At 44.1% G+C, this 7906-nt stretch carries 12 protein-coding genes and 1 pseudogene; 10 read left to right on the forward strand and 3 right to left on the reverse strand.

All coding sequences use genetic code 11. The features are described from left to right. Positions 1–524: DUF4844 domain-containing protein (locus tag WA381_RS20560; RefSeq protein WP_336138582.1), on the forward strand; the 524-nt coding region annotated here is incomplete at its 5' end. A 464-nt stretch (positions 525–988) separates the two neighbouring features. Beyond that, positions 989–1477, forward strand: coding sequence for a hypothetical protein (locus WA381_RS20565; protein ID WP_156085903.1), 489 nt, complete (start codon positions 989–991; stop codon positions 1475–1477). 68 nt (positions 1478–1545) lie between these two features. On the opposite strand, the gene ltrA is transcribed toward WA381_RS20565, so the two are convergent. Next, positions 1546–2895, reverse strand: coding sequence for a group II intron reverse transcriptase/maturase (gene ltrA, locus WA381_RS20570; RefSeq protein WP_156085902.1), 1350 nt, complete (start codon positions 2893–2895; stop codon positions 1546–1548). 661 nt (positions 2896–3556) lie between these two features. Between ltrA and WA381_RS20575 the strand changes: the two genes are divergently transcribed. From WA381_RS20575 to WA381_RS20610, 8 genes are all read left to right on the forward strand, one after another. Then, positions 3557–3868 (forward strand): hypothetical protein, encoded by a 312-nt coding sequence (locus tag WA381_RS20575; RefSeq protein WP_156085900.1) that lies wholly within the window; start codon positions 3557–3559, stop codon positions 3866–3868. 124 nt (positions 3869–3992) lie between these two features. Continuing rightward, positions 3993–4307 (forward strand): hypothetical protein, encoded by a 315-nt coding sequence (locus WA381_RS20580; protein WP_156085899.1) that lies wholly within the window; start codon positions 3993–3995, stop codon positions 4305–4307. A 187-nt stretch (positions 4308–4494) separates the two neighbouring features. After that, positions 4495–4752, forward strand: coding sequence for a DUF4160 domain-containing protein (locus WA381_RS20585; protein ID WP_012517125.1), 258 nt, complete (start codon positions 4495–4497; stop codon positions 4750–4752). Between the two features lie 4 nt (positions 4753–4756). Then, positions 4757–4996, forward strand: coding sequence for a DUF2442 domain-containing protein (locus tag WA381_RS20590; RefSeq protein ID WP_156085898.1), 240 nt, complete (start codon positions 4757–4759; stop codon positions 4994–4996). 168 nt (positions 4997–5164) lie between these two features. Then, positions 5165–5398, forward strand: coding sequence for a ribbon-helix-helix domain-containing protein (locus tag WA381_RS20595; RefSeq protein ID WP_012517122.1), 234 nt, complete (start codon positions 5165–5167; stop codon positions 5396–5398). Beyond that, entirely contained in the window at positions 5385–5648 is a 264-nt protein-coding gene (locus WA381_RS20600) for a type II toxin-antitoxin system RelE family toxin (RefSeq protein WP_012517121.1), read from the forward strand. Before WA381_RS20595 ends, WA381_RS20600 begins: the two co-directional genes overlap by 14 nt. A gap of 190 nt (positions 5649–5838) precedes the next feature. Then, positions 5839–6093: a type II toxin-antitoxin system Phd/YefM family antitoxin gene (locus WA381_RS20605; protein WP_156085897.1), complete on the forward strand. Its 255-nt coding sequence runs from the start codon at positions 5839–5841 to the stop codon at positions 6091–6093. Continuing rightward, positions 6086–6349 (forward strand): Txe/YoeB family addiction module toxin, encoded by a 264-nt coding sequence (locus tag WA381_RS20610; protein WP_156085896.1) that lies wholly within the window; start codon positions 6086–6088, stop codon positions 6347–6349. The genes WA381_RS20605 and WA381_RS20610 overlap by 8 nt, the downstream gene beginning before the upstream one ends. Before the next feature lie 90 nt (positions 6350–6439). Here the strand turns inward: WA381_RS20610 and WA381_RS20615 are convergent. Together WA381_RS20615 and WA381_RS20620 are read right to left on the reverse strand one after the other, a co-directional pair. After that, a pseudogene (locus WA381_RS20615) lies at positions 6440–7162 on the reverse strand (IS110 family transposase); the annotation flags it as partial. A 240-nt stretch (positions 7163–7402) separates the two neighbouring features. Further along, entirely contained in the window at positions 7403–7804 is a 402-nt protein-coding gene (locus WA381_RS20620; RefSeq protein WP_197044382.1) for a helix-turn-helix domain-containing protein, read from the reverse strand. Positions 7805–7906 lie beyond the last annotated feature (102 nt).

Genomic DNA, 7906 nt, shown 5'->3' on the forward strand with positions numbered 1-7906 from the left:
GGACTCTCTTTAATATTTTTTGTGTGGTAACAAAAATATTACCCCAAACCTTCAGGTGCGGGGGAGTCCAATTATCTCGCTGGGACAGTAACACGTGGGCTCTGTCGCTTCGCTATTTTGCCCTACGCGTTTGCGCCCTTTATGCGGGTGTTATGTGCCAAGAGGATAATATGGAATACAGTCCTTTATTAGAAGTTCAAGATCAGATTTTGGTCATCACTCAGTCCACGTTATCCGAGTTAAAAAGTTTTAAGGATAGCGAGTTGTTTGCTGAACTGCCCGGTAGTGTTCCAAACGAAAAACAGCTATTAACTAAACTGTTAGACTCAATTTTAGACACTATCATTAATGGCCTTTTGCAAAATCCATCAAAACTTTGGGTCATGGAAACTTTTTTGCCAGTATTAGAAATCATGCAAATGCAAGACACTGAGGCGAAAGAACACTTCGGGGACCATTTAGAGATAATTATGGATATCCTGAATATAGAAAGCTCAGATGGCTTTTTGAGCTACTATTTGTAAGGATGTATCGGATGGCACATAACAAACAAATTATGTCACTCGCTGCCGCTCGCTGGGACGCAAACACGTGCGCGGCTTCGCCACTATTGCACACGTGTTTGCGCCCCATATTTGGAAGTTATGTTCCAGGAGGAATATGAAAGGTTCAGTAGTGTTAGTTCACGGAGATGAATGGAAGCGTTCCGACGTAGACGAACCTATTGAATGGGCTAAAACTAAGACTTGGGTCAAGGAGCAATGGTCTTCCGACTCTCCCACTTGGGACCATGACCACTGTCAGATCTGTTGGTGGAAATTATTTAGCTCAGAAAATGAGGAGCACGGAGTTGGCTATCATAATCTTGAAAACGATAACTGGCTTTGTACAGAATGCTATGAGCAATTCTTGAACAGTGGAACATAACAATCCAATATAGTCGCTCACTGCGTTCGCTGGGGTGTTATGTTTCAAAGGGAAAAGTAAGATGAAATGGTTTATCTCAACAATTTTTCTGTTGTGCACATCGTTTGTTTGCCATGCGGACAGCACTAAATTCAAAGGTTTTTCTTTTGAACTAGATGGCGAGTGGAAGGTAGTAAATACAAACAGTACAACTCAGACAGTCGCAAACGAAAGTAAAAAACAAGTGTTTATCCTATCTGTCTTTCAGCCTACTTCGATGGAGCAAGGGGTAAATATACTGGCAGAATTAAAGAACTATCTATCAAATCTTAATAAGCAACTGCCGGGTATGGAAACCTTTCAAGAACTTACTCCCTTAAACAAAGTAGAAACGGTACCATGGGAAATCACTGCTTACTCAACGCCGGATAGAGAACGTTTTTTTATTGCAGCGTGTCTTGGTAGTAATTTAGGCGTTCTAATGGTTTCACTCGAAGGCTTGGGTTCTGTGGAGACCGAAATGCCAAAATTCGAACGCATCCTTTCTTCGTTGGAAAGAGATGAAACATAATCGGGTAGCCGGAGGTATCTAGCCTCCAGCCCCCACAACACCCTGCATGCGGCTCCGCACAGGGCGTTTCATTTAGGATAGTGAAGCGCAACCCATCCATCACGTAGCGAATAAAGCCCTTCGGATTTCAAGTAATCAAGTGATAAAGCCTGATTGATCCCCGGAGATTTTGCACTACGCCATGGCCCTTTGCTGGTGATACCACACGCTACCGCAGCTTGAACATGCACGCCCAGTCTCATTAAATGTCGTACTTTGGTGCGCGGTTTTCGCCACTGACGCCAGTAAGCCATTCTCACTCTGCGCCGGATCCAGTGATCCAGTTCTACACAGCGCTGATATCCACTGGCGATACCAAAGTAATTTATCCAGCCTCGTAAATACTGACTGAGTTTAAAGAGTTGGTATTGCATCGATACGCCCCAGTTGCGGTTCGTTAATCGTCGAACCTGTTGCTTAAACTTCATCAGGGTCTTCGGATGCCATTGAATGCGGCCTGCCTTGAAGGTAAATCCAAGGAATTTGCTTTCACTGGTTTTAACGACGTGGCTTTTGGTTGTATTAACAACTAACTTCAAGCGGTGGCGCAGGAATCTGCTGATACTGTTGAGCACGCGTTCACCCGAACGGGGCGTCTTTACCAGTATGGTAAAATCGTCCGCATATCGTGCAAATTCGTGACCCCGTTTCTCAAGCTCTTTGTCCAATGGGTCTAGCATGATGTTTGCCAACAGCGGCGATAATGGCCCGCCCTGAGGAACACCTTCTCGACTCTCACTATAAAACTGGTTATCCCCTTTGGTTTTGCAGAGAATCCCAGCTCGTAAGTAACGTTTAATCAGTTTAAGCAGTCGCTTATCCTTCACTTTGTAGCCAAGGTAGGTCATGAGTAAATCGTGATTAACGCGGTCAAAGAACTTAGACAGATCAACATCTACGGCAAAACGGCGTCCCGTTTTGATAATGCTGTTTACCTGCTTCACTGCTTGTTGCCCATTTTGATGTGGTCTGAACCCAAAACTATTATCTGAGAAGGTTGGGTCGAAAATAGGCGTAAGGACTTGAGCAATCGCTTGTTGGATCACACGATCAACGATAGTTGGGATCCCTAATTGACGTTTTCCGCCATCAGGTTTGTCAATCTCAACGCGTTTCACCGGTGAAGGTTGGTATTGGCCTGAGCGAAGCTCAGTCATAACACGTTTCCAGTTTCCTGCGTTTGCCCAAGCGGGGAAGTCATCAACGGTCATGCCATCAATGCCAGCGGCCCCTTTGTTGGCTCGAACCTGTTTCCATGCCGACACAAGATTGGAAGGCTGGAGAAAAAGTTCGAGTAGATCTGCGCTAAAGGCTGGCTGCTCATCAGTACGCTGAGTCACGTCACTACCGGACGGCATTCGTGTGTTCAAGTCTGACAAGGCTCCTCCTTTGTTCTAAATGTTTCTTGGCGCGTTGTGCAGCAACTTGGCCGTGTCCCAGCCATTACGCTGGGCATTTGGCTACTATGCCGTCTGCTGACTTCTGCTCTATCACCGCCACAGTTACCTGTAACAGCGCTATCGGTTTGCATCGAATTCGCTCGCAGTGGATGATGCGTTTCCTCTGCGCCAAGGCACTTGTATACCAGAGCCTTACTGGTATTCACCGATCGCTCTTAGAGCAGATCTCCCCAGATAAGAGCATGGACTGTCTCTGCACTGCTGCATCATTTACGGTGGCCGTTAGATCACATGGTTTCGTTGTCTTGTGCCAACTCACCTTCAGCCTACGCCTCATATGATGTTCTTGTCCATCAGCTCGCAGATTTGCTAGCGGCTTCCTCCAGACTATCTCTCACGATTTAGCCCTTGCCATTCGCTAGTAGTTAGCGTTGAATAACAGTGTGTTAAACAACGGTGATCTTCCTACAGAGGACTTTCACCTCATTAGTTCATGCCCATGCTGGGCGTACACAAACAACTGTTGGCGCTCACTGCGTTCGCTGGGACACAAACACATGGGCTCCCTTCGCTTCGCTCGTTATTTTAGCCCATGTATTTGTGCCCCAAAGTTGGGCGTTAGGCCTATAGAGGTTAAAACATGATTTCAGAGGCAGATTGGAAACACTTCAAACAAGTTAAGGCAGATGCATTAGATAAATGTTGCCAGCAAGTTTTGGACGATGTGCGTAAAGGAATCGATGATCCCGAACTTTCAAATCATGCAAAATATCTTTATTTGTATAAATTGATGGAAAACTGCGACAAACGTATCGCCAACATATTCAATTACAATGCAAGGTCTAAAGCTATGCTGCAACTTGCATTAATGAAATCAGACGGCCTTCTAGAAGCTAAACAAATTAGTGGCTTCTCAGATGAGTTACAAAGTTTTATTAATAGCCGTGACTAACTTATCAGCACGGCCTAACAACTCAATAAACTCACTCACTGCGTTCGCTGGGACGCATACACACGGGGCGGCTGCGGCATTATGCCCCACATGTCTGCGCCCGTTATTGAAAAGTTCGGTTCTTATGAAACAGATAGCTTCGATCTTAATACTATTTTTTATTAGTCACCATGTGTGGGCCGATGACCCTGACGAACTTTATGGCTCGCTTACTGGTTTATATTGGTTCGTGAATAAGAAGCTGCCAAAAAGTATAGAGAAAATTAATAAAAGTCTAGGTTTTGACCTTCCAACAAATGCAACCCAAGCAAGTTATGAAGAGTGGCTAAATAAGGTGAACTTAGAACTGAAACGAAATGGAATTATTGTAACTAGCTATTCAGACGGCATAGAAGAATCATCGAAAGTAAAGTGTGAATCGGTAAGCTACGGTGAATGAACCTAACAATCGCATAAACTCGCTCGCGGGCTCGCTGGGGACAAAAACACGTAGGCTCCCCTCGCTCCTCTCCAATTTTAGCCTGCGAGTTATTGCCCCTAAGTTGGGCGTTATGTGACTCACTTTTTCATTTCGCAATAAACCGTATAGAATAGGACATATGCCGCGTAAAGGAGTTAAACAATTAATGCCCGTAATTAGTCGGTTCTATGGAATTATTATCGCAATGTACTTTAACGATCATAATCCTCCTCATTTTCATGCGAAATATTCTGGTTACGAAGCACTCTTTGCCTTTGACGGCTCGATACTTGAAGGAGAGCTTCCCAACAGAGCTACAAAATTCGTTCAAGAATGGCTTTCAGAGCATCGAGCCGAACTAGAGGAAAACTGGCATAAGGCTCAAAATGGCGAGCCGCTAAATTACATTGCACCATTGGAGTAAAACTATGCTTCACGTTAGAAACGCAAAATATCTGGACGGCTTTAAATTGTGGGTAACATTTGATGATGGTACAGCTGGAGAAGTCAACTTAGAAAACAAGCTATCTGGCAGCGTCTTTGAACCTCTTAAAGACTCTTCGTTTTTTTCTAAAGTTGCAGTAGACCCAGAATTGGAGACAGTGGTTTGGCCGAATGGTGCCGATCTAGCACCTGAGTTCTTAAAACGTCACATAACAAGGCGCTAAAGTTCGCTTCCTTCGGTCTCTCGGACGCATTTACGCGGGGCGGCTTCGCCATTATGCCCCACGTAAATACGCCGCTTAACTTAATGTTAGGTACTCTTGGGTAAAAATTAGCCTAACTGACATTTTAACGCTATAATGTTTTAATGTTACTTAAATGGAGGTTTATTCATGAGTACTTTATCAAAACGATCAACCGTCTACTTCGAACCAGCAATTCATAATGCTTTAAAACTGCGGGCAGCATCATCAGATACCTCAATATCAGAACTGATTGATGAAGCAGTAAGACTCCTTATGAAAGAAGATCAAGAAGATTTGGCTGCGGTAAGACAAAGGGCCAAAGAGCCCGAAATCTCCTACGAGGACTTGCTAAACACTTTGGAAGCTGATGGAAAAATATAGCGTCACTTTCAAGAAGTCAGTAGCAAAAGATTTTAGGGCAATTCCCAAGTCGGACGTTAAAAAGATCCTCGCCAAAATTGACTTATTAGCTGAAAACCCGCGAAGGGATGGAGCAATTAAACTTAGTGGGCTCGACTTGTATCGTATCCGGCAAGGTCTTTATAGAATAATTTATGAAATCCGAGAAAACGAGCTTGTAGTACAGGTGATAAAAGTCGGGCATCGCTCCGATGTTTATAAACGTACCTAACAACCCAATCAACACTCTCACTTCGTTCGCTGGGACGCTAACACGCAGGGCCGCTTCGCTATTATGCCCTACGTGTTATCGCCCCTTATTTAAAAGTTTAGCTGCCACGGCACAGTAATGCACAGCATCCTGTACATGTACTCATTTTCGATCTAAACTTGTCCAATATAATGTACAGGTGGAGTGCAAAATGAGAATAGTCTCTTTTACCGAAGCACGAAATGGTCTAAAAGCCGTTTTGGACAATGTTATTAACGATGCAGATACAACAGTAATCACTCGTCGTGACTCTAAAGATGCTGTTGTAATGTCATTAGATTACTACAACAGCCTTATGGAAACTGTTCATCTACTTCGTTCTCCAGCGAACGCTCAACACTTAAATCGTTCAATAGCACAGTTTAAAGCGGCAAAAACGACCCAGCGAGAACTTATTGATGAGTAACAGGTTGTTATCATGGACTGATGAAGCTTGGAATAGTTACGTTTATTGGCAGACTCAAGACAAGAAAACCTTGAAACGTATCAATAAGTTAATTTCGGATGTAAAGTGTTCTCCATTCGAAGGAATTGGAAAGCCTGAACCTCTTAAAGAAAATCTTTCAGGTTTCTGGTCTCGCAGAATAGATGACACAAACCGTTTGGTATATGCCGTGGACGATACCGCAATTACGGTTATCTCGTGTCGTTACCATTACTAGTAGGTGGCAGCTAACAATCACATTAAGTCGCTCACAGGCTTATGTGGACTCCCCCATGTCAACAACCAAAATTTAATATCACAAAAAGAAATCAGCTACCACGCCAACAGCAACGAGCAATCGAACACCGCGCATCGCCTGAACGGCTTTCACCACCGGATAATAACGCCATTGGTGAACGTGGTGAGTTAATTCATTATCTAGCCTTTCCAGTCGACGGATGCGCTCTTCTATGGTTTGCAATTGTTCCTGCAAAACTATTTGCTGCGCCGGATGAGTCAATATCAATTCTGTAAGCCAGCGAAGGTGCTTCTTCGACCAGTTAGCAGTGCCTTCATAGCGTATGTTGTTGCGAAGCAGTAACGCTTTAAGCTGGTACTTGGCTTCCTTTAAATCCTTCATTGCGGCCTATTGAGCTCGAGATAACCCCCGCACAGCTTCGTCCTCCGGCTCTGGTACATAGATGGGGGTAAGGTCTTCAGACTTTAGTGACCTAACGAGTTTAAGCGCATCTCGACGGTCAGTTTTAGTTCGCTCTCCCGGCTTTTTGGGAATAAGAGACGGTGCCACAATATAGCAACAATGCCCCAAGCTCGTTATCAGCCGATAAATCCAATAACCACACGGCCCAGCTTCATAAACCACGTGCAGTGTCGCGCCGGGATATTTAGATTCAAACTGACGTAGCAGTTTTTTGACACTGACTTTGGAAGAAGAGATACGGCCATAGTGAACCGGACTCGCCCCACGCTGTTCCTCACAATAAGCAACCTCATGATTACAGCTTAGATGATTTAGAGCGATTTGGCATATCGAAAATTATTCTCATAGACAATCATTGAAATTGGCGCGAATATCAGCCTGAAGCTCTCAACGCGATAAAACGGATTACATTAAAAAAGAACTATTCATTTATGCTTCATAGTTTGAAACATAACAAAAAAATTAAGTTCGCCCGCTGCGCGGGCTGGGACGCATTCACGCGGGGCGGCTTCGCCATTATGCCCCACATGTCTGCGCCCGTTATTGGAAAGTTAGGCTAAAAGCTTAACTTTAATTATTGCGTCTTTGTTGTTGATAGTTGGAAGGTGTCATTTTTATTTTCTGCTTAAAGAGACGACGAAATACGCTATCGTCCGTATAACCCAGAGAAAGGGCGATTTCCTTTACTGACGTATTGGTGGTTGCTAACAATGTGCAAGCATGGCTTATTCTAACCCCGTCAATAAAGGCTTTAGGGGTTTCTCCGGTTAACTCTTTTAACTTACGATTTAGCGTACGTTCAGAAACAGCCATTATTTTTGCCAAATCACCAGCGCTCATGGTTTGGTAGTGTGCTTTACGAATGGTATATTCCGCTTTTGCTAGGAATGGATTGTTTAAAGCCTGATACCCCTCCGGCACATACAGGTTTTGAGATTTTGGTACCGCATCAACGACAGAAAAATCAGCCACAACCTTCGCCGTTTCAATACCAGCAAGATAATTGGACTCCCCCGCACCTGAAGGTTTGGGGTAATATTTTTGTTACCACACAAAAAATATTAAAGAGAGTCC

The sequence above is a fragment of the Alteromonas sp. CH_MED4-4 genome (assembly GCF_037029575.1).
Lineage (GTDB): Bacteria > Pseudomonadota > Gammaproteobacteria > Enterobacterales > Alteromonadaceae > Alteromonas > Alteromonas macleodii.

What these genes read in the sequence shown, in the direction of transcription:
- WA381_RS20610 (WP_156085896.1), top strand. Translation starts at nt 6,086, where the DNA reads ATGAGTAACAGGTTGTTATCATGGACTGATGAAGCTTGGAATAGTTAC.
- WA381_RS20580 (WP_156085899.1), top strand. Translation starts at nt 3,993, where the DNA reads ATGAAACAGATAGCTTCGATCTTAATACTATTTTTTATTAGTCACCAT.
- WA381_RS20600 (WP_012517121.1), top strand. Translation starts at nt 5,385, where the DNA reads ATGGAAAAATATAGCGTCACTTTCAAGAAGTCAGTAGCAAAAGATTTT.
- WA381_RS20575 (WP_156085900.1), top strand. Translation starts at nt 3,557, where the DNA reads ATGATTTCAGAGGCAGATTGGAAACACTTCAAACAAGTTAAGGCAGAT.
- WA381_RS20585 (WP_012517125.1), top strand. Translation starts at nt 4,495, where the DNA reads ATGCCCGTAATTAGTCGGTTCTATGGAATTATTATCGCAATGTACTTT.
- WA381_RS20605 (WP_156085897.1), top strand. Translation starts at nt 5,839, where the DNA reads ATGAGAATAGTCTCTTTTACCGAAGCACGAAATGGTCTAAAAGCCGTT.
- WA381_RS20595 (WP_012517122.1), top strand. Translation starts at nt 5,165, where the DNA reads ATGAGTACTTTATCAAAACGATCAACCGTCTACTTCGAACCAGCAATT.
- WA381_RS20590 (WP_156085898.1), top strand. Translation starts at nt 4,757, where the DNA reads ATGCTTCACGTTAGAAACGCAAAATATCTGGACGGCTTTAAATTGTGG.
- WA381_RS20565 (WP_156085903.1), top strand. Translation starts at nt 989, where the DNA reads ATGAAATGGTTTATCTCAACAATTTTTCTGTTGTGCACATCGTTTGTT.